A 19,475-nucleotide genomic window follows, 5' to 3' on the forward strand; every position below is an offset into this window, starting at 1 on the left:
ATCCAAATGATTCAGAAAAAGTTTGAAAGTACAGCTCAAGCTGTCGCCGATATGCAGGATGGCGCAACATTGCTCGTTGGCGGATTTGGCGGAAGCGGACTACCCTCACATCTCGTAGCTGCTCTAGTAGAGCAGGGAGCTAAGGATTTGACGGTTGTATCCAATAATATTGGTGCGGTTAGTGATGGTGTTGCGGCACTCATCAGCAATAATCAAGTACGAAAGATTATTTGTTCTTTCCCTGTTGGTCCACATGCTGATGAGCTAATCGAGCGTCTTCAGAATGGAACGATCGAGTTAGAAATCGCCCCACAAGGAACATTAGCGGAGCGTATTCGTGCAGGAGGAGCGGGCATACCGGCGTTTTACACGCCAACAGCAGCCCACACTGAGCTGGGAGAAGGCAAGGAAACACGAGCGTACAATGGCCGTTTACATGTCTTGGAAAATGCAATCACAGGTGATTACGCTTTTATCAAGGGACATCAGGCGGACCGCTGGGGGAATCTTGTTTACCGAAAAACACAGCGTAACTTTAACCCGGTGATGGCGACGGCTGCAAAAATAACAATCGCCGAAGTGGACGAAATCGTAGAAGTCGGGGAAATCGATCCCGAATCAATCGTAACACCGAGCATCTATGTACATCGTTTAGTACAAGTTGAGTCGCAGCACGAAGGGAGGATGTTAGTGAATGAGTAAAGACCAACAACAAGCTATTGGATGGGCAATGCCAGACTTAGCTTCAAGAGTAGCTCTTGACCTAGAAGATGGATGGTTCGTGAACCTGGGGATTGGCTTACCGACACTTGTAGCTGATTTTATTCCTGAAGGTCGGGAAATCATTTTGCATAGTGAGAACGGTCTGCTCGGACTAGGTCCGAAACCTGAACCGGGTGAAGAAGATCCAGACCTTGTCAATGCAGGAAAAGAACCCATTACATTAAAATCAGGCGGCTCCTACTTCTCACAATCAGAATCTTTTGCAATGATCCGTGGTGGACATCTCGATGCAACAGTGCTTGGCGCATTCCAAGTCTCGCAGTATGGTGATCTTGCCAGCTGGAAGCTGCCAAACGCCACCCTTGGACGTGTTGGGGGTGCAATGGACTTAACGGTAGGTAGTAAGCGCGTTTTCCTGTTTATGCAACACACGAGTAAGCAGGGACCAAAAATTGTAGATGAATGCACGTATCCGTTAACGGCTCCTCGTTGTGTGGATCGTATCTATACAAACCTTGCAATAATCGATGTAACAGATACTGGACTTGTTGTTCGTGAACTTGCTCCGGGTGTGACGTTTGAATACGTACAAGAACATACGGCGGCACCACTTAAGCTACATGCTGACGTACAAAAAGAAACTATAGGAGTAGAGCAATGACTAGACACGCACTAAAACATACCATTGATCGCCAATCGCCGATTCCATTATATAAACAAATCAAGGAAATATTGATTAGAGAGCTACAGGCCGCTGCAATTGAGACGGGTCGTCCCTTCAGCACCGAGCATGAGCTAGTTGAGCGTTTCCACGTGAGCCGGGCGCCTGTTCGTCAGGCACTAAAGGAGCTTGTCGATGAGGGCTATGTTTACAGAGAACGAGCAAAGGGCACCTTCCCTGTTCAAGAACTGCCGGTAAGACCTCTAGGGCTTGAGTTAGGAGGGCTAGTTGGTTTTCTACGCGAGCAAGGGATGGATTGTAAGTCAAAAATATTAAGTGTTGATCGGGTATTACCGACAGAAAATCTGTGTGAGATTCTCCATATTGATCCGAGTGAGGAAGTTTTGAGAATCTCTCGTTTAATTTTGCTCAAAGGGAAGCCGCTCGTATGGGCGCAGACCTACCTGCTCGTCTCAGAGGATTTTCAACCGACTACACGGGAGCTTGAGGAAGCTGAAAGTGTCTTTATGCTGCTTGAGAGGGAACAAGGTATTTTCATTTCTCGAGGTGATCACCAAATCCATGCATCTGGTGCAAGCCAGATGGAGGCAGAGGTTTTGGGTATTAAAGATAGAGGCCCCGTTCTTGTAACCGAAACCAAATTATATACCCGTAATGATAGGCTAATAGGCTGGAGAAAGGCTATCCATATAGCCGATGATTACAAGTTATCTTTTTCAGTGAATCGTTGAGATAGAGTGAGGTTTAGAAGTTCATAGTTATGTAAGCGCATTAAAACAAAACCAAACTGGGGGGAAATGTTTATGAAATCAAAAGGGGAATTAAGGATTGCAATTATTGGCGGGGGTATTGCAGGCGCATCAGTTGCCAACGCATTGAAAGCAAAAGGGATTCGAGCAGATGTCTATGAACAAGCAACGTCGTTTGGCGAGGTAGGCGCCGGTATTGGTGTCCGACCACCAAGTGTAAGATGCTTTAAAGAGTGGGGTCTTTACGAAGCACTAGAGAAAGTAACAACAAGAAGTAATCATATGGAAATCATTGCTGGAGATGACCATCTCCTCATTAAAGAAGCATGGCCAGTATTAACAGATGACAAAACAGAAGCATATGCCCGTTTGGTTCATCGTGCAGATTTATTAGATACGCTCATAAATGGTATTCCAGTTGATCAACTTCACCTAGATCATCGTTGTGAGTCTGTCATCGATCATGGTGATTATGCAGAAGTGAAGTTTGCGAACGGAAAAACAATCGAAGCTGATATCGTCGTTGCAGCAGACGGTATTCGTTCACCTATTCGTAATCAGGTATTCGAGTCTGTTGAACCGGTATACTCTGGTTATCTTGCACACCGTGTACTCATCGATTTCGATCAAGCCCTTGGTATGGCTTCAGATGAAAACATCCTACGTATTTACGTAGACGGCGACAATTCATGTTATTTCTTGCCACTTCAAGACCGTAACCAAGTATCTGTAGACATTACAGTGCCGGGTGAGTTCGCATGGCGTCCAGAATTAACGAAAGAAGAAATTATGGAGAGTATGAAAGGCTTCGGCCCAACAATTCAAAAGGTTGTTGACAATATCAAGTTAGAAGATATTGTAACTCGTCCTTTATGTGATCTTGATCCAATTAACAAGTGGACAACGAATACAGTAACGTTAATTGGTGATTCTGCTCACGCAATGCTTCACAACCAAGGCCAAGGTGCTAACATGGCAATGCAAGATGCTGAAGTGCTGGCAAAAGCAATCGTTGAGTCTGAAACAGTCGCTGAGGCTTTAAAAAAGTACGAAGAGCAGCGTAAGCCAATTACGAAGCTTTACCAAGAATTATCTCGTTTATTCCCATCAGATCAAGCAGAAACGGCCTTCCCAGAAAAAGCGCACTTGGAAGCTGGCAACATGTAAAAAAACAGCTTGAACTGCCAAAATTTTAAAAGGAATGAAAAAAGGAGGTTCTTACAGATGCCTGTGCATCCAGAGATAAAAAAGATTTTAGATTCGATTCCACCATATAACCCTAATCATAAAGTCATTCCAGAAGAGCATCGGAAAATGTTCGATGCACCGATTTTACCTGTTGAACAACGCGTGCAAGTTTATGCTGTTGAAGATAAAATCGTTTCTACACCTGAAGCGGATGTACCAGTGAGAATTTATACGCCAGGGGAAAGTGACTCGTATCCCGTTCTCCTCTTTTTCCACGGTGGTGCATTCTTCTCGGGAAGTTTAGAAAGTCATGACGAAGTGATTCGTCCGATTTGTATGGAGTCTGGCTATAAAGTAGTTTCAGTTGGTTTCCGCTTGGCGCCTGAGCATCCGTTCCCAGCGGCATTAAATGATTGCTACAATGTCACAAAATGGGTAACAGAACATAAGGGCGAATTACAATGGGATGGGCGGAACCTCGCTCTTGCAGGGGATAGCTCTGGCGGTAACTTAGTTGCTGCAGTTTCGCTAATGGCACGTGAAAAAAAAGAATTTACGCTCACGAAGCAGGTGCTGCTCTATCCGTCGTTAGATCTCGATTTCAGTAAATTCCGCTACCCATCATTAACAGAAAATGGAACTGGCTATTTCGTAGAAAGTGCCCAATTAGCTAAACTGAACGGCTTTTATTTACGGGGCAATGTGGATACGGATCATCCGCTTGTTTCACCAATTCGAGAGGATCGATTGGAAAATCTTCCGACAGCATTCGTCCTCACAGCGGAATACGATCCATTCCGAGATGAAGGTGAACTATTTGCCGAGAATTTATCAAAATGTGGCGTACACGTTGAAACAAAACGATACGAAGGGATTACGCATGGCTTCTTAGGTAAGTTTACGCATCTCGATGAATATAAAGATGTTTACAAGCGTATTGGTAACTTTTTGAAAAAAAGCGTTGTAAGAAGTTGAGGCTCATCTGAAAAAGAAATCGTTCGCCAAGATCTGTATAGAAATGCAAAGAGTTTTACGATAGGTCATTTGAAATGAAGTGAATGAAACTGTTTAAAATTCAATTGTCATAATAATATACAGATGTTGGACGGCGATTCTTTGGAGTCATTTAGGCTGTCGATACTTTTCGACAGCCTATTTGGCTACTAAACTAGTTGACGTAGTAATTATTGAAAGGGGGTGTTCACGTAGTTGTAAATAACTAAATATTCAGAGGAGGATGATATTATTGGAAGGTAAAAAATCGAGTCTTTTAGTATTCACGGTTGTTTTGTCGATGTTCTTTCTATTTGGTTGTGGCGGTGACAATGAAAAGACAACAGGAGAAGCATCAGGTCAAGATATTTCAAATGAACAAGAAGCAGTGGCTGGTACAGCGGACAAAACGGAAACGTACAGTCCCAAGGTAGCACCTGTAAGAGAAATTCCTGATGGATTTAGAGTGACTACAGTCGGGATAGGCTCTCCGTCAACTTATAATACAAAAACTTGGTCATCTACACTGGTTGAATACAAAGATAAAAAGTTCCTCGTTGATTGTGGCTCTGGGTGTACAAATGGACTGGCAAGAGCGGGTGTGCAACCTTCGGAAGTGAGTAATATTTTATTTACTCATCATCATGCGGATCATAATACAGATTTCTTAACGATTTTAATTGCTGGATGGGCAACGCATGCACCAAGACCCGAATTAAATTTGATCGGCACAGAGGGTACAAAAAAATTCTATGATTTCGCGATGGATTTTTATGGGGAGGATATTCAATACCGTATTGATGCTGGATTTACAAGTCCAAAAGGGATTATTGAAGACGTGGAGATCACGGAAGTATCCGGCGGAGAGGAATTTGAACTGGACGGCGTGAAAATTTCCACGCTGAATGTCCCTCATACAATCAAAACGGTAGCCTACAAATTTGAGGCTGATGGTAAGACGGTGGTTATTACATCAGACACTTTGTACAATGAACCTCTGATTGAATTCTCGAAAAATGCGGATCTTGTTGTCATGGATGGGATGCTTACGGAAGTAAAAGAAGGTGATCCGAATTATGGGATGTTTAATAAATTGAAGCCTAATTTGGAGAAAGGGCATTTAAGTTTGGAGGAGGTCGGTAAAACGGCAGCACAGGGAAATTATAAAAAGATGTTACTCGTTCATTTATTTAATGGGGAAATGGATGAAGAGCTTACTACTGAAATATTGCGAGAGCAAGGTTATGAGGGGGAAGTGATTATTGCGGAATCCCTAAAGTCATATGACATTGAATGAATCGAAGTTCAAAATTGTAAGCGCTATACTTCGGAGAAATCGATAAAAAGTATCCTGATTAAAAGGATAAACTTGAAGGGGTGTTGAGAGTATGGAAAAGAAAAAATTTTGGAATTATGAAAATAAGTTAGTCATCATTTTCTTCTTCACGATTGGGTTCGTATTCTTTGACCGTTTGGCGATTAACTATTTATTTCCAATGATTTCTGTAGACCTTGGATTAAACTATACGCATTTAGGTTTACTAGGAGCAGGTCTTGCATTAACTTGGTCAATTTCCGGTCCTTTGGGCGGATTCATCTCGGATAAAGTGAAAAGTAAAAAAACAATGCTTGCATTCTTAGTCATTGCATTCTCTATCATTTCGCTATTACATGGTTTTGCACAAACATTTGCGATGCTATTTGTGCTCCGTCTATTAATGGGTATCGTAGAAGGTCCAATGATTCCCCAAACACAATCCATTTTAGCAATGGAATCATCGGAAAATCGTCGCGGATTTAACCTAGGTTTCACGATGAACACAAGTAATGCTTTATTTGGTAGTATTTTAGCGCCTGTATTACTCGTTGCATTAGCCACAAAGTTTGACTGGCATATGGCATTCTATTTAACGATTATTCCAGGGATTATTCTAAGTTTATTCATCTTGAAAACAGTGAAAAATCCAGATTCAAAGAAATTCCATGCGATGCATGCTGTCAAATCCACTGAAAAAGTCAAAGTGAAAGATATTCTTAAACACCGAAATATTTGGCTATCAATTGTTGTTTTCAGCTTAGTAATGACAACACTTATGGCATTCCAAATTTTCGGTCCAACCTATTTAGTACAGGCAAAAGGTTTGTCTGGTACAACAATGAGTTTTGTAATGGCTTCTTTCGGTGTTGGTTATGCAATCTTTGGGTTCTTAATCCCAACTATTTCAGAGAGAACGGGGCGTAAACCCGCTTCTGCATTTTCGGGTTTGTTATTAATTCTTGTACCCTTATCAATCGTATTCGTGGATTCAATTCCATTAATGATGATTCTTTTATTCATCGGTTCGGCTGGTTCAGGTGTCATTGGTATGTCGATGTCAGTCATTCCGGTTGAATCTGTTCCATTACAATATTCCGGTCTTGCAATTGGTTTAACAATCGGTATTGGCGAGCTTGTCGGCGGCTTCTTAAATCCAATGATAAATGGTGCTTTAGCAGACATGTACGGCATACAAACACCTTTATTTGTTGCCGCGGGGGCTGCAGTGCTTGCATTTATCTTCACGTTATTCTTTAAAGAAACTGTACCAGCTAAGCTTGCAACGAGCCCAGAAGTAAATAATGAAGTAGAAAACCTTGCTTAAATGTATTTTGGTAGGAGTGTAATTAATTGAGGAAGGTGATGATTATCACCGTGTTTTCAAAAAGGATAGGTCAATCCGCTGAAAAAAAAGACGTCTTCTATAATGTATAACTGCGCTAACAGTCATACAGAAGACGCCCTTAAAAACAACCATGATAATTCTATCAGATTACAGACAGATTGAAAACAAAATAGCTGGGATTTTATAAATCTAGTTTGTAAGAAATGACTTAGTTCACCTCTCAAGTAGAGAAGTGGACTAAGGTATTTTATTTTGAAAACCAATTTTTATTAATAAAAAATAAAGAAGGTGCATTACATGTCAAAAAAGCTTCAAGAAATTATAAACAATGTAGAACTTATTCAAATGTCGTTTACCGAGCCCACTACTGTAAACATAACAGATACTGAGAAGTTTCTTGTCCAGCGATTAGCCAGTTTTGATACGTTAGAAATTCCTGTCGGTACCCCAATTGAAGGTTTTTTGACCCAGCCTATGGAAGAATCACTAAAAACGGGTAAGGTGAATAGTTTAGAATTTAAAACAGATGATGAAAAAAGTCCACCCTTAATTATTACCTGGAATCCAATTATAGAAAATCAACAAGTGGTCGGTTTACTCATTACAGCTACTTCTACGGAAAAAATAGATAACTTAAGAAAGATCGCATCGTATTTAACAGAGGCAGTTGGGAAAATGATTGATACGACAGAAGAGCTGGTAGAGGTTTCGAATGTCATCGCTGCTAAAACGCATGAAATCTCGAGTGATTCAGCCTTTGTCATGAACCTGATCAAGGAGGCCAATCAGGTCATCCAGTCCATTCAAAATACCGCCAACCACTCAAAGATTTTAGGTTTAAATGCATCTATTGAAGCAGCTAGAGCCGGAGAGTACGGGAAAGGTTTCTCGGTTGTTGCGCATGAAATTGGAAGGATGGCGGACCAAAGCAAAGTGTCGGCTGTCAATATCATCGACTATCTTGAAAATGTCACTGCTGCAATAAATAAAAACAATAATTCCATCCAAGAAATTGGTGCAACTGCCGAAGAGCATTCCGCAAGCGTTCAAGAGTTGAAAGATTCCTTTACGTTAATTGATACAACGGCTGAAGAACTGATGAATTCCACAAGGGTAGCAGCACTAAACTCGAACTAATTGACTCAATGACATTGGGAATCACAAAGTCCTCGAATCTCGTATGATCTGAGGACTTTTTATTTTTATAGAAGTGGAGAGACTTGAGGGGAGTCCATCGATGAGGATGCCTGAAATATGAAAGCAAGTATTTTCAGAAAGAAAAAGTGTTGACTTATAGAGATTTTTTTTGCTATTATGATAAACAGACCGGTTGGTATGGTGGAGGTGTGCTACGGAAATGGATACAAAATCGCTGATAATCGACATCGCGACAACGCTTTTTCAACAAAAAGGATATAGAGGCGTAGGACTAAACGAAATTATTAAAGCATGTGGGATTTCAAAAGGTGCGCTCTATCATCATTTTTCGAATGGAAAAGAAGAATTACTAATCGCTTGCCTTCAATCTCTGAATGAAGCGATTACTGAGGATATCGTGGAAATTTTTGAACGGTATCCGAGTACGCAAGAAGCTACACATGCAATGGTTTCAAAATTAATCGTTAATTTTGAAACAGAAGGAACGATTACGGGGTACACAATTAGCAGTATGGTTAGCGAAATGGCCTCGCTAAGTGATCCAGTTCGAATGGCATGCGCTCAGCTGTATCAAAAAATGCAAGATATTTATTTTCAAAAGTTAGTAGCGGACGGATTTTCAAAAGATGCGGCTTATTCAATAGCACTTATGATGACCGCTTCTATCGAAGGTGGAATAATGCTTTGTTTAACACAAAAAGCAAGCGAGCCACTAAAAACTATTTCGCATATGCTATCAAAATTATTGAAGGAGTTTTAATAAGTGAATACACAAACCAATACGGCAGCAAAAACGAAACAACCAATCAAAACAGGACCGATAATGGCGGCTCTTTTAGTAGCTGGCTTTGTCGGGCTTTTTAGTGAAACGGCATTAAATATCGCCTTTGTAGAATTAAGTCAAATTTTCACGATTGATTCTACAACGGTTCAATGGTTAGCGACAGGTTATTTTTTAACGTTGGGTATTTTAGTTCCCGTAACAGGGATTCTGATGCAAAAGTTCTCCACGCGTCAAATGTTTATAACCTCTGTATTGCTAATTCTTGTCGGTACAATTATAGCGGCAGTAGCGCCTGTATTTGGTGTACTACTCGCGGGACGAGTCGTTCAAGCGGCAGGGCTGGCGATTAGTTTACCTTTAACACAAAATGTTATTTTTACAATTTTCCCTCCCAATAAACGAGGCGCTGCAATGGGGGTTATGGGGTTAGTGATGTTGGCTGGTCCATCACTAGGTCCAACAATCGCAGGCCTTATTTTAGATACACTATCGTGGCATTGGATTTTCTGGGTTACAGTACCTTTCTTGCTGTTTTCTCTTATTTTCGGGCTTGTTTATTTACCGAATGTCAATGAGATTCGCAAGGTATCGATTGACGCATTATCTGTAATTCTTTCGACCATTGGTTTCGGGGGGATTGTCTACGGGTTTAGTGTATCTGGCGTCGCTGGCTGGACCAGTACAACTGTCCTTGGCACAATTATCGTTGGACTCATAGCACTCATCATTTTTGCGATTCGACAAATGAAAATGGAAGATCCTATGCTGAATTTACGAGCATTCCGCTACCCGCTTTTTGTTATTGGCGTCATTATGAGCTTCATAACGTTCTTTAATATGTTGTCGATGCTCGTTATTTTGCCAATGTATATGCAAATGGCATTAGTCATTGCCGCTTTTACAACAGGACTCATCCTACTACCAGGTAGCTTGTTGAACTGTATATTAGCACCAATTATTGGTCGTTTATTTGACAGGTATGGTCCGAAAGCAGTGATTACACCTGGCACAATTTTGGTGGCCATTGGTTACGTAATGTATGCACAATTTGGTACAGACACAGCTTTATGGGTGATTGTATTATCCTTTGTTATTATGATGTTAGGTGTAGGGGCGGTGCTCGCTTCTGTCCAAACAAACACGCTGAATTCTCTGCCAAGAAGGTTCTATCCAGATGGAATCGCTATCACTCAAACGATTCAGCAAGTAGCTGGTGCCGTTGGTATCGCAGTAATGGTGTCACTCTTAACTGCAAAACAAAATAGTTACCTAGAAACTGTTGCGAATGAGCCAGCGCAAGCCGCGGCTTCGGGATCATCATTGGTCTTTACAATCAGTTTAGCATTAGCGGTGATTAATATTGTACTGTCTTTATTTATGAAAAAGCCTGGCTCAAATATTAAGTGACTGTCATCGTCACCCTGTATAATGAAAAAGACATCAATCACTCAAAAAGTTTGAGTGGTTGATGTCTTTTACTTTTCTTCCACCTTAAAATCGAAAACTTTGTCTACTGGCTAATTGAGAAGAATTTGGCGAACACAACGTCTATCTCTTTTTGAAAACGTTCTTTTCGTTTGATTTGGTGACCTAATAAACCTGGAAATAATGAGATGGTAGCGCTACATATATTCTTTGTATTACTGCTTTCATAGTTAGGAAAGTTTCTAGAACTTTAAAGTACGGAAAAGTATGCGTACCAATGCGGATTGAAAACTCAGACAACTTTTGTGACCAAATTACATTCTAATTGAAAGCGATTTCAATTATAGTCTAAACAGAGGAGGCACTAAACATGTTGGAAAGTAGAAGCTCTAATACATTTCACCAATTAATGCAGTTACAGCCAGTACAACTTCCTTGGTTTATAAATAAATTGAATTTGTCTACACGTCAGTTTCAATATGATATTGATAAAATTAATGATTTTCTAATCGATAAGAAATTACCGCCGGTTCAAATTTCGAATGATCGTATTCGGATACCCTTAGAAGTTATTAATGATTGGAAGAATCATGGTGCAGAATTTGTGGCTAAACAATTTTCTTTCGACCAAGAAGAACGAGTAATCATTATTTTATTATATACATTTATCAGGCGCGAGCCACTTTCTAATTTTCATTTTCAAGACTTTTTCGGTATTAGCAAAAACACCGTAAGTGCTGACGTGAAACGAGTCAATCAGTTTAGTACAGATTTTCGCGTGGAGGTCGGTTATACGCGAGAACGAGGCTATCATTTAAAAGGGTCAGAAGAAGATAAGCGGAATTTGATACTCAAAGCAATTTCGGCGTTAAAGACGAAGCCGTATGCACACGAGAAACTGACGTTCATTTTTCATGAACAACGGTTTGAAAATCAGTTTGATATTTACCAACAGGTATTGAAGGAGCTTGAACAGCATTATTCACTCAAGTTCATCGAAGAGCGCTTGGTAGAATTCATCTATTTACTGCAAATGCTCCATATTCGCCAGCAACAAATGAAATGGGTACTCATTTACCCAGACACGGTGACTTATTTAGAAAAGAAACAAGCCTTTGAAATTTCTACGCGCATTCAGGAACGGTTAGGATATACAACCCGACCAGAAGAAATTGCTTTTCTTACGATTCAATTACTTGGTATATGTCAGGGTGAAGTTAACCCCAAAGGTACAGATGCATTGCTTGCGATTACGGAGCAAATTATTGAGGGCTTTGAACGTTACGCATATATTCAGTTGGCCGACAAAAGCAAGGCAGTTGAAACGTTATATTTACACTTTAAGCCAGCTTATTATCGAATGCTCTTTAAAATACCCATTACGAATTCTTTATTAGTTGAGATTAAAGAAGAGCATCAGGACTTGTTTACCGTAGTGACTGAAATATTAAAACCGATTGAAGAAATATTGAATATTACCATTCCGGAGGACGAAATTGGTTTCCTAACCCTTCATTTTGGTGGGTTACTTAAACAAGAAAATGAGAACCACAACAAGGTATTCAGAGCACTAATTGTTTGTCCAAATGGAATTAGCTCAAGTCTAATGTTGGAAAATCAATTGAAATCGCTTTTCCCGCAATTTCAGTGGACTTCATCATTGTCATCTTATGAATTTCAACAACTCGCTGAAGCAGAGTATGATCTTGTATTTTCCACGGTTTTATTAAAAACAAAAAAACCGCTATATATGATTAGACCGATTATGAGTGAAATGGAAAAAAAGGAACTTGTTCATACGGTCAAAGAGGCTGCATTTCAACGATCCTATCATTCGCCAACTTCAGATGAATTATTGAAGATTATCCGTCAATATGCCGATATCAAGCAACCAGAATTATTAAAGAGCGCATTGCAACGGGCTTTGTTTCAAAGTAATGCCTCGGTTTCAAGGAGGAATCAACCAGTGTTAAAAGATTTATTAATCGAAGAAAATATTCAATTTGTAGATGCCTGTGCTGACTGGAAAGAGGCAATTTCTAAAGTAGCGGAACCGTTACTTATAAATGATTCGATTACACAACAATATATCGATGTCATGATTGAGAATGTTGAAAAACTTGGGCCGTACATTATCATCGGTGAGCAAGTCGCAATTCCTCATGCACGCCCAGAATTCGGCGTTAACAAATTAGGAATGAGCTTGCTCAAATTAAAAAAAGCTACACATTTATTAAATAGTGAAGCCAATCAAGTGGAAATATTCATTTGCTTATCGGCAATTGACAATCAAACACACTTGAAAGCATTGGCACAATTAACGAGGTTGCTAAGTAATCCAGATAAATTGAAGCTCTTAAAGGAGGCGGAGACAACGCAGGATATTCTTTGTTTGGTAGAGGAGTACTCGATTCAATAGGTGAAGTAATGAAATTAGTTGTTTAGAAATAGAATTAAAAACTACCCAATTATAGGAGGAGAAGAAAATGAAAATACTAGCAGTGTGTGGATCAGGATTAGGAAGTAGCTTTATGTTATCAATGAATATTCAGGAGGTGTTAAATGATCTTGGAGTCGCTGGGATTTCTGTTGAACATATCGATTTAAGCTCAGTTACGCCTGATATGGCCGATTTCTTTGTAATGGGAAGAGATATTGCTGAAGGCGCATTGGGCTTGAAAGAGAAGACTGTTGTTCTAAATAGTATTATTGATCGGGTTGAATTGGTAGAGCAATTGAAGTTGAAATTAGCGGAATTAGGAAAACTATAAGAGGAGTTGAGCGGAATGATTAATGAAGTATTAAGATTGTTCATGGATGTTTTAAGCCAGCCTGCTGTGTTAATCGCTTTGATCGCTTTTGTTGGACTAATGATTCAGAAGAAGCCTGCGAGTGAAGTGATTAAAGGAACGACAAAATCATTTTTAGGATTTATTGTTATCGCTGCGGGTGCTGGGATTCTCGTAGGTTCATTGGAGCCATTCGGCAAGATGTTTGAACATGCCTTTAATGTAAATGGTGTAGTACCAAATAACGAAGCGATTGTTGCAATGGCGCTTACGGAATTCGGATCAACCACTGCTTTAATTATGTTTTTTGGGATGTTGGCGAATATTTTAATTGCTAGATTCACAAACTTGAAATATATCTTTTTAACGGGTCACCACACACTTTATATGGCTTGTATGATTGCAGTTATTCTGATGGTGGGTGGTTTAGAGGGGACTATGCTTGTATTGATTGGTTCGCTTGCACTGGGGCTAATTATGGCCATCTTCCCTGCAATTGCGCAACCTTTTATGAAGAAAATCACGGGCACGGACCAAGTTGCATTTGGTCATTTCAGTACACTTGGTTATGCTTTAGCCGGTGTGATTGGGAAAGCTGTTGGAAAAAAATCGAAATCAACGGAAGAGATTAATTTCCCGAAAGGATTAGCATTTTTGCGAGATAGTTCAGTAAGTATTGCACTAACAATGACATTATTGTATGTAATTGTAGCTTTATTTACAGGGGCAAGCTTTATCGAAAGTGAATTAAGTGGCGGTACTCATTTCATTGTTTACTCGGTTATTCAGGCTGTTACATTTGCGGCTGGTGTGTTCATCATATTATCAGGTGTTCGTCTTGTATTGGCTGAAATTGTTCCTGCATTTAAAGGAATCTCTACGAAGCTTGTGCCAAATGCGAAGCCTGCACTGGATTGCCCAATTGTATTTCCGTATGCGCCGAACGCTGTGTTAATTGGGTTCTTCTCTAGTTTTTTAGGCGGAATTGTCGGAATGTTTGCACTCGGGGCCTTTGGCGGAATCATAATTTTACCAGGTGTCGTGCCACACTTCTTTACGGGGGCAACGGCTGGAGTATTTGGTAATGCAACTGGTGGGGTACGTGGTGCAACAATCGGTGCCTTTGCCAATGGCTTGTTAATCACATTCCTACCAGTATTCCTAATGCCTGTTCTTGGAGACTTAGGCTTTGCGAATGCAACGTTCTCTGACGCTGACTTTGCGGCATCTGGAATTTTATTGGGGAATGCTGCAAAATACTTTGGAGCAACTGGTTTAACAATCATCGTAATTATCGCGGTACTAATTCCAGTCATTTGGAGTATTGTTCGTAAAAATAAACAAGTTTCTGGGGCGGATGTCTCAGCATAAGGAGTAATCATATGACTAACATAGCAGAGCTAACTCATTTTAGGGATCAGATCAGATTATGGACATTAAAAGAGCTTCATCATTTGGGATTCGGTCATTATGGGGGCAGTCTTTCTATCGTGGAAGCCCTTGCGGTACTCTATGGAGATGTGTTGAATGTTAATCCAAATCAGCCCGATGATCCAGAGCGTGATTACTTTATTTTATCGAAAGGGCACGGGGGACCAGCATTGTATGCAGCACTCGCGGTGAAGGGATTCTTCGATCGTGATTGGCTCTATACGTTGAATAAAAATGGAACGAATCTTCCGTCCCATCCAGACCGTAATAAGACACCTGGGGTAGAAATGACGACAGGCTCACTAGGGCAAGGTATTTCCGTTGCTGCGGGGGTAGCCTTTTCAAACAAACTTGCCAACAAAAATTCCTATACTTACACAATTGTTGGTGATGGTGAATTAAATGAAGGGCAATGTTGGGAAGCAATCCAGTTTGCTGCCCACAATCAGTTATCCAAGTTTGTTGTTTTAGTGGATGATAATAAAAAGCAGTTAGACGGACTGACTGTAGATATCTGTAATCCATTTGATTTTGCAGAAAAGTTCCGTGCATTTGGCTTTGAAGCTACTCACGTTGACGGACGTGATTTGAATGCAATCCGTGAAGCGATTTTGAAAGGGAAGCAACAACATGATAAGCCTGTGGCAATCATTTTAGATACGGTGAAAGCGCAAGGCGTTCCATTCCTTGAGGAAAAGATGGATAACCATCATGTGCGACCGAACGAGGATGATTTAGCAGCAATTGAAGAAGCAATCGCTCAACTAGAGGATAAGTTGTCACAAGAGGGGGTATTCTCATGACTCAGACAGAACTATTGCTTGAAACAGATCAAATGGAAATGCGACAAGCGTATGCAGAAACACTTTTAGAACTAGCATTGTCGGATGCAAAAGTAATCGCGCTAGAGGCAGACTTAATGAGCTCGATTAGTACAAATAAAATCCAAGAGCAAATCCCAAATCAACTTGTCAATATTGGGATTATGGAAGCGAATATGATGGGTGTTGCCGCTGGTCTAGCATTAACAGGTCGAATTCCATTCGTTCATACATTCGCTCAGTTTGCGACAAGAAGAGCATTTGACCAACTCTTTGTTTCTTGTGGTTATGCCCAACTGAATGTCAAGATTCTTGGGTCAGATGCAGGAGTCACTGCGGAACATAACGGTGGGACACATATGTCGTTCGAAGATCTAGGTTTGGTTCGCCTCATTCCAAATGCGACCGTATATGAGGCAAGTGATAGCACAATGCTTAAAGCGCTTTTAAAACAGTCTTATGAAGAATACGGCGTACATTATATTCGAACAATCCGCAAAAATGCGGTGAAACTGTATGAGGAAGGTGAAACATTCCCGAAAGGTAAAGGGAAAGTGTTACGTGACGGCAAAGATGTTACACTTGTAGCATCAGGCCTGATGGTAGCAGAGGCGCTAAAAGCTGCTACAGAATTGCAGGAGCAAGGTATTGATACGATGGTTATTGATATGTATTCGATTAAACCAATTGATACGGATTTACTAGTTCAGGCGGCAAAACAAACAGGTAAAATTATTACGATTGAAAATCATAATGTGATTGGTGGACTAGGCAGTGCTGTTGCCGAGGCTTTATCTGAAAATTACCCAGTCCCAGTTAAACGGATGGGAGTGCGTGAGCAATTCGGCCAAGTCGGACTTACAGAGTATTTGAAAGAATACTATCAGTTAACTGCATCTGATATTGTCGAGGTTGCACAAACATATTTTAAATAACTAGAAAAGTAGGTCAGTCAACACTGTGAAAATGCAGGGGGCTGACTCTTTTCGTTGTAATGAACAAATTTCAGAAGGAGTGAATAAAGATTATGAAGTATTTACTTGATTATCATCACCATACAAATCATTCTTTTGATTCGACTGCTACAATGGTCGATGTCTGCAACACCGCAGTTGACAAAGGGATCAAAGAAGTCTGTTTTACCGAACATTATTCCGTTAATCCAGTCGCACCAACATATGGGCATATTGTATTTAAAGACTACTTGAAAGAGATTGCTGAGTGCCGAGCACTATTTAACAATCAGTTAATCATTAAAGCTGGAATTGAACTTTGTGAACCACATCTGCTCAAAGATCAATATGCCGCAAGTTTGGCACCATTGAATTTAGATTTTATTTTAGGGTCAATTCATAATCTAAATGAACAAAAGTTAAGAATATATCTTGAAAACCACGGAGAAAAGGTAGCCTACACAAACTATTTTCTAGAAGTTTTGAATATGGTTCGTCATGCAGACATAGATATCATCGCCCACTTGGATCTACTAAAACGTTATGCATTTCCTCTTTATGGTCATTATGTATTTGAGGAATATAAGGATATAGTGGCAGCGATTTTAGAAACAGCAATTGAGCGCAACATTGGAGTAGAAATCAATACTTCAGGATGGAGGACTACGTTAAATGCACCACTGCCTTCGATTGAAATACTTCAGCTATATAGAGATTTAGGCGGAGAACTACTAACGATAGGTTCTGATTCCCACGCTGCCACTACAGTGGGGAGTCATCTTGAGGAAGCTGTTTTATTGGCAAAGAGTTGCGGATTTAAACATGTGTATAAATATGAAAAAAGAAAGCCGAGTCCCGTGATCTTGTGAAATTTGTTAGTAAATAAAGAGTTTCTACATACAATTTTGTACACCATATGCAAAAGGATTCGACTGCTATAAGCAACGAATCCTTTTTATTTAAATCGAGCCTAAAATAGAGCAGGTAGAAAATTGCGATGACGTACATCATCATTGCTGGCAATTATAAATTTGTCTAATGTCATTTGGAATGTCCCGGAATTCCACTGTTTTAAGAAAACCATTGGATTGCATCTTTTGAAGAAACTCCACTAGTTCGATTTTCATTTGATGTAATTGCATATCTCTACAATCAAAATTTAATTGCTCGTTTGCTGTCTCCATGGGTACATTCTCACTCCCTTCGAAAGAATTCATATACGATTTAACACATTAGAAATCACTTTATAATACCCAACCCGCATTTCATTAACGCTACATCAACTAGTACTTTTATCTACTCTCTATCCTCGTAGGTTTTCGTAAAATATGTACATTCAATTCGCACGCGAGTGATTCTTTTTTCTTATCAATTATAAACATACCACGCCTAAAGCTAGAGTTATATTTATTTAGGTTGGGACATTTTTTTCTAAAACAAGCATTATTTTAGTGGTTTCGAAATTAATTTCTCACATTAAAATGGTATGATTAGCATTACATATGTACTATGCTATAAAAGAGAGGGATTTACTAATGAAAGTTGGTCATTTAATAAGGGCAGAACGAATTAGACAAGACATGAAGCAATTAGTACTAGCAAAAGGAATCTGCACGCCTTCTTATCTATCTAAAATTGAACGGAATTTAATTTTCCCTAGTGAGGACATCATTGGTCTATTATTCAATCGATTAGGCATAGATTCATCGAAGTTACAAAAGAATGATCAGCAAACTGAAATTGATTTTGAGAAAATGTTAGAGGCTACTTACAAAGAAGTGATTACAAATCGGGACGGAAATTTTACTAAACAAAAGCTGGAGTATTTAGAACAGCATAGTCCATTATTTGAAAATCAAACCCTTTACTATACGTATCTTCTAATTATGTTAAGGTTTCGGATTATGACGGGGAAAAATTCAGAGGAACTAAAAAAAGAAATTGCTGATCTTGAAGAACTTAGTAAAGACTTTAATCCACGGCAAAGCTATTTATTTAAATTAAATAAGGCGATGTACTATTATTCTACAGAAAGTCGCAATAAATCGATTGAATATTTAGAAGACGTGTTATTATTAGTTGATGCTATTTCATTAGAGGCTTGGGAATTAGCAGAATTGAATTATATGGTAGGGGTGGTTTACACAGCAGACAGTCGTATTTTCGTCTCAATTGAATATACAAGAAGAGCCCTTGATTATTTTAGAGAAAAATTTTTAATGAAAAGAGTGTTGGAATGTTATATTCTTATTGGGATTACTCAGAAGAAGAGTGAACAATTTCAAGATGCGTACGACTCCTACTTTAAGGCAATGCAAATATGCGATGAGTTTAATTTACGTCACGAAAAAGGAATCGTTTACCATAACCTAGGGGCGTTATCTAGTATAATGGGCAATAATGAGGATGCAATTTCTTACTATAAACAAAGCATTGACTACAAAACTTATGAAGGGGATCCAGTTATTTCGATATATTGCTTAGTGATTGAGTATTCAAAAATGAACGAACGGGAGTTTGTCAATGATTGGTGTGATAAGGGAATTTCATTACTTTTACAGTTAAAAGATAATAACTTCACATCATATCACCATCATTTTAAAATTTTTAAATCACTTCATAGTGAACAAGGTTTATCCGAAGAAATTACTGAAGAGGCAATTAAATATTTCATAGCTATACAGGATTATAGGTATGTTCACAAATACTATTTAGTACTTGCCGAATGGCATTTTAGTAATCGAAAATACAAACTATCATCGATGTGCTATCAAGAAGCAAATAAGTATGAGAGTATTTTCAGGAAAATAAAAAATTGGGAGGATTTATAATGAAGAAATTTTTATCTATTCTTTTACTTGTAGTAATTTTGAGTGGGGTTGCAGGTAATCAAGCCTTCGCATCCGAAGATAAAGTGCCTAAACTATTCGGAACAACTAGCGTTCCAATTAATTTCTAACAGTAAGCAAGGAAAAGGGCTGTTCAGCAAGTCAGTGAAAACTGATTTTCTGGACAGCCCTTCTTAGTTCATAGAGCCCCCCAGTTGACATCCACTCTATACATGCTATATTAATATATATATGAGTATATGTTCATATATTGGTATTTGGGGGTGA

The 19,475-nt window shown here is 39.4% G+C and carries 18 protein-coding genes; all 18 read left to right on the top strand.

The genetic code is table 11. The features are described 5' to 3' along the window. Window positions 1–6 precede the first annotated feature (6 nt). The 18 genes from R2B77_RS04745 to R2B77_RS04830 all read left to right on the top strand — a co-directional run bounded on the left by R2B77_RS04745 (window position 7) and on the right by R2B77_RS04830 (window position 19,318). Window positions 7–702, top strand: coding sequence for a 3-oxoacid CoA-transferase subunit A (locus R2B77_RS04745; protein ID WP_203247372.1), 696 nt, complete (start codon window positions 7–9; stop codon window positions 700–702). Continuing rightward, the gene (locus R2B77_RS04750) at window positions 695–1,384 is read left to right on the top strand and encodes a 3-oxoacid CoA-transferase subunit B (RefSeq protein WP_212391439.1); all 690 of its coding nucleotides are present in this window, start codon (window positions 695–697) and stop codon (window positions 1,382–1,384) included. Before R2B77_RS04745 ends, R2B77_RS04750 begins: the two co-directional genes overlap by 8 nt. Next, a complete protein-coding gene (locus R2B77_RS04755) occupies window positions 1,381–2,136 on the top strand; it encodes a GntR family transcriptional regulator (RefSeq protein ID WP_203247373.1) in 756 nt (251 codons plus the stop codon). The genes R2B77_RS04750 and R2B77_RS04755 overlap by 4 nt, the downstream gene beginning before the upstream one ends. A 72-nt stretch (window positions 2,137–2,208) precedes the next feature. Beyond that, window positions 2,209–3,321 (top strand): FAD-dependent oxidoreductase, encoded by a 1,113-nt coding sequence (locus tag R2B77_RS04760; RefSeq protein ID WP_203247374.1) that lies wholly within the window; start codon window positions 2,209–2,211, stop codon window positions 3,319–3,321. 57 nt (window positions 3,322–3,378) lie between these two features. Continuing rightward, window positions 3,379–4,317 carry an alpha/beta hydrolase gene (locus tag R2B77_RS04765; RefSeq protein ID WP_212391441.1) on the top strand — a complete coding sequence of 313 codons (939 nt, stop codon included), beginning with the start codon at window positions 3,379–3,381 and terminating at the stop codon, window positions 4,315–4,317. Window positions 4,318–4,588: 271 nt separating this feature from the next. Then, entirely contained in the window at window positions 4,589–5,632 is a 1,044-nt protein-coding gene (locus R2B77_RS04770) for an MBL fold metallo-hydrolase (protein ID WP_203247375.1), read from the top strand. A gap of 91 nt (window positions 5,633–5,723) precedes the next feature. Beyond that, window positions 5,724–6,977 (top strand): MFS transporter, encoded by a 1,254-nt coding sequence (locus R2B77_RS04775; protein ID WP_203247376.1) that lies wholly within the window; start codon window positions 5,724–5,726, stop codon window positions 6,975–6,977. 318 nt (window positions 6,978–7,295) lie between these two features. Beyond that, window positions 7,296–8,135 (top strand): methyl-accepting chemotaxis protein, encoded by an 840-nt coding sequence (locus R2B77_RS04780; RefSeq protein WP_203247377.1) that lies wholly within the window; start codon window positions 7,296–7,298, stop codon window positions 8,133–8,135. Window positions 8,136–8,355: 220 nt separating this feature from the next. Further along, window positions 8,356–8,916: a TetR/AcrR family transcriptional regulator gene (locus R2B77_RS04785; RefSeq protein WP_203247378.1), complete on the top strand. Its 561-nt coding sequence runs from the start codon at window positions 8,356–8,358 to the stop codon at window positions 8,914–8,916. A gap of 63 nt (window positions 8,917–8,979) precedes the next feature. Then, window positions 8,980–10,347 carry a DHA2 family efflux MFS transporter permease subunit gene (locus tag R2B77_RS04790; RefSeq protein WP_212391477.1) on the top strand — a complete coding sequence of 456 codons (1,368 nt, stop codon included), beginning with the start codon at window positions 8,980–8,982 and terminating at the stop codon, window positions 10,345–10,347. Window positions 10,348–10,735: 388 nt separating this feature from the next. Continuing rightward, window positions 10,736–12,784, top strand: a complete 2,049-nt coding sequence (locus R2B77_RS04795; RefSeq protein WP_203247380.1) for a BglG family transcription antiterminator — start codon at window positions 10,736–10,738, stop codon at window positions 12,782–12,784. A gap of 67 nt (window positions 12,785–12,851) precedes the next feature. Next, window positions 12,852–13,136, top strand: coding sequence for a PTS sugar transporter subunit IIB (locus tag R2B77_RS04800; RefSeq protein WP_203247381.1), 285 nt, complete (start codon window positions 12,852–12,854; stop codon window positions 13,134–13,136). A gap of 15 nt (window positions 13,137–13,151) precedes the next feature. Then, window positions 13,152–14,525: a PTS ascorbate transporter subunit IIC gene (locus tag R2B77_RS04805; RefSeq protein ID WP_203247382.1), complete on the top strand. Its 1,374-nt coding sequence runs from the start codon at window positions 13,152–13,154 to the stop codon at window positions 14,523–14,525. A gap of 11 nt (window positions 14,526–14,536) precedes the next feature. Continuing rightward, on the top strand, window positions 14,537–15,388 hold the full coding sequence (locus tag R2B77_RS04810) for a transketolase (RefSeq protein WP_203247383.1): 852 nt from the start codon (window positions 14,537–14,539) through the stop codon (window positions 15,386–15,388). After that, the gene (locus R2B77_RS04815) at window positions 15,385–16,341 is read left to right on the top strand and encodes a transketolase family protein (protein WP_203247384.1); all 957 of its coding nucleotides are present in this window, start codon (window positions 15,385–15,387) and stop codon (window positions 16,339–16,341) included. Before R2B77_RS04810 ends, R2B77_RS04815 begins: the two co-directional genes overlap by 4 nt. A gap of 92 nt (window positions 16,342–16,433) precedes the next feature. After that, entirely contained in the window at window positions 16,434–17,228 is a 795-nt protein-coding gene (locus tag R2B77_RS04820; RefSeq protein ID WP_203247385.1) for a histidinol-phosphatase HisJ family protein, read from the top strand. A 666-nt stretch (window positions 17,229–17,894) separates the two neighbouring features. Further along, window positions 17,895–19,190, top strand: coding sequence for a helix-turn-helix domain-containing protein (locus R2B77_RS04825; RefSeq protein ID WP_203247386.1), 1,296 nt, complete (start codon window positions 17,895–17,897; stop codon window positions 19,188–19,190). Next, window positions 19,190–19,318 (top strand): hypothetical protein, encoded by a 129-nt coding sequence (locus R2B77_RS04830; protein WP_322555655.1) that lies wholly within the window; start codon window positions 19,190–19,192, stop codon window positions 19,316–19,318. Before R2B77_RS04825 ends, R2B77_RS04830 begins: the two co-directional genes overlap by 1 nt. Window positions 19,319–19,475 lie beyond the last annotated feature (157 nt).

It is taken from the genome of Sporosarcina beigongshangi, from assembly GCF_033485195.1.
Lineage (GTDB): Bacteria > Bacillota > Bacilli > Bacillales_A > Planococcaceae > Sporosarcina > Sporosarcina beigongshangi.

What these genes read in the sequence shown, in the direction of transcription:
- R2B77_RS04775 (WP_203247376.1), top strand. Translation starts at nt 5,724, where the DNA reads ATGGAAAAGAAAAAATTTTGGAATTATGAAAATAAGTTAGTCATCATT.
- R2B77_RS04755 (WP_203247373.1), top strand. Translation starts at nt 1,381, where the DNA reads ATGACTAGACACGCACTAAAACATACCATTGATCGCCAATCGCCGATT.
- R2B77_RS04785 (WP_203247378.1), top strand. Translation starts at nt 8,356, where the DNA reads ATGGATACAAAATCGCTGATAATCGACATCGCGACAACGCTTTTTCAA.
- R2B77_RS04750 (WP_212391439.1), top strand. Translation starts at nt 695, where the DNA reads ATGAGTAAAGACCAACAACAAGCTATTGGATGGGCAATGCCAGACTTA.
- R2B77_RS04790 (WP_212391477.1), top strand. Translation starts at nt 8,980, where the DNA reads ATGGCGGCTCTTTTAGTAGCTGGCTTTGTCGGGCTTTTTAGTGAAACG.
- R2B77_RS04825 (WP_203247386.1), top strand. Translation starts at nt 17,895, where the DNA reads ATGAAAGTTGGTCATTTAATAAGGGCAGAACGAATTAGACAAGACATG.
- R2B77_RS04760 (WP_203247374.1), top strand. Translation starts at nt 2,209, where the DNA reads ATGAAATCAAAAGGGGAATTAAGGATTGCAATTATTGGCGGGGGTATT.
- R2B77_RS04800 (WP_203247381.1), top strand. Translation starts at nt 12,852, where the DNA reads ATGAAAATACTAGCAGTGTGTGGATCAGGATTAGGAAGTAGCTTTATG.
- R2B77_RS04745 (WP_203247372.1), top strand. Translation starts at nt 7, where the DNA reads ATGATTCAGAAAAAGTTTGAAAGTACAGCTCAAGCTGTCGCCGATATG.
- R2B77_RS04830 (WP_322555655.1), top strand. Translation starts at nt 19,190, where the DNA reads ATGAAGAAATTTTTATCTATTCTTTTACTTGTAGTAATTTTGAGTGGG.
- R2B77_RS04820 (WP_203247385.1), top strand. Translation starts at nt 16,434, where the DNA reads ATGAAGTATTTACTTGATTATCATCACCATACAAATCATTCTTTTGAT.
- R2B77_RS04815 (WP_203247384.1), top strand. Translation starts at nt 15,385, where the DNA reads ATGACTCAGACAGAACTATTGCTTGAAACAGATCAAATGGAAATGCGA.
- R2B77_RS04805 (WP_203247382.1), top strand. Translation starts at nt 13,152, where the DNA reads ATGATTAATGAAGTATTAAGATTGTTCATGGATGTTTTAAGCCAGCCT.
- R2B77_RS04765 (WP_212391441.1), top strand. Translation starts at nt 3,379, where the DNA reads ATGCCTGTGCATCCAGAGATAAAAAAGATTTTAGATTCGATTCCACCA.
- R2B77_RS04810 (WP_203247383.1), top strand. Translation starts at nt 14,537, where the DNA reads ATGACTAACATAGCAGAGCTAACTCATTTTAGGGATCAGATCAGATTA.
- R2B77_RS04795 (WP_203247380.1), top strand. Translation starts at nt 10,736, where the DNA reads ATGTTGGAAAGTAGAAGCTCTAATACATTTCACCAATTAATGCAGTTA.
- R2B77_RS04780 (WP_203247377.1), top strand. Translation starts at nt 7,296, where the DNA reads ATGTCAAAAAAGCTTCAAGAAATTATAAACAATGTAGAACTTATTCAA.